Genomic DNA, 1309 nt, shown 5'->3' with positions numbered 1-1309 from the left:
ACGCGGCGATCCGTGCCCCGCGTCCCTGCGGCGTGCGCCGTCACCCTCGCCGCGCTGCTGCCGATGATGCTGGTGCAACTCGCCGGCACCGGACAGCTCATGGCGTTCATCCTCGGCTTCTCCGGGGAGGCCCTGCAGACGGGCTGCATCGTCGGGGTGGGCGCGCTGATGATCAGTTACGCGGCGATCGGCGGCATGAAGGGCACCGCCCTCATCCAGATCCTGAAGATCGTGCTGCTGCTCGGCTCCGGCCTCGTCGTCGCCGCCCTCGTCCTGCACCGGTTCGACTGGAACCCGGGCGCCCTCTTCGACGCGGCCGCCGGCAACAGCGGGGTCGGCTCCGCCTTCCTCGCCTCCGGCCTGCAGTTCACCGGCGGCGCCAGCCCCGACCTCGACATGATCAGCTCGCACCTCACGGTCGTCCTCGGCGGCGCCTGCCTCCCCCACGTCACCATGCGCATGTACACCGCTTCCAGCGCCCGCCAGGTGCGCCGCTCGATGTCCTGGGCGGTGTCCGGCGTGGCCCTGTTCGTCCTCGTCATCACCGTCGTCGGCTTCGGCGCGACCGCGCTCGTCGGACGGGCCGCGATCGCCGAGGCCGATCCGCGCGGCAACACCGCCTACCTCCTCGGCTCCCTGGCCGCGTTCGGCCCGGAGGTGACCGCGGCCGAGACCTTCCTCTTCACCACCGTCACCACGGCGATCTTCCTCACCGTCCTGGCCTCGGTCGCCGGCATGATCCTGGCCTGCGCCAACTCCCTCGCCCACGACGTCTTCGCCGCCCGCGTCCAGGAGATGTCACCCCGCCGCGAGATGACCCTGGCCCGCCTCTCCGCACTCGCGGTGGGCGTCCCCGCGATCCTGCTCGCCACCCTGGTGCAGCACCACAGCCTGCAACCCCTGGTCACCCTGTCGTTCTGCCTCGGCGCCTCCGCCATCGCGCCCGCCCTCGTCTACAGCCTCTTCTGGCGCCGCTACACCCGGACCGGCCTGCTCGCCACCCTCATCGGCGGCTCCCTCGCCGTGCTGCTGCTGATGCCGGGCACCAACCTGGTCTCCGGCTCCCCCGTCTCCGCCTTCCCGGACGCCGACTTCAACTGGTTCCCCTTCACCACCACCGGACTGCTCTCCATCCCCGTCGGCTTCGCCTGCGGCTGGCTCGGCACGGTGGCCTCCGGCCGGGCCGGGGCGGAAGAACAACGGCGCCAGTACGAGGCGGTGGAGGGCTGGATCCTCGCGGGGGCGGCACGAAGGAGGCCGTAAGGGTGCCGGGGCCTCCCCCGGGAGCGCCCCGGCACCCTTACGGCCT

1 protein-coding gene is annotated in these 1309 nt (G+C 72.3%); it reads left to right on the top strand.

Features of this window, described 5'->3' with window-relative positions:
- Window positions 1–1263: sodium:solute symporter family transporter (locus B7L92_RS34645; protein ID WP_081241196.1), on the top strand; the 1263-nt coding region annotated here is incomplete at its 5' end.
- Window positions 1264–1309 lie beyond the last annotated feature (46 nt).

It is taken from the genome of Streptomyces viridosporus, assembly GCF_002078235.1.
Lineage (GTDB): Bacteria > Actinomycetota > Actinomycetes > Streptomycetales > Streptomycetaceae > Streptomyces > Streptomyces viridosporus.
Note: the sequence above shows the minus strand (reverse complement) of the source record. Positions and strands in the feature narration are given on the sequence as shown.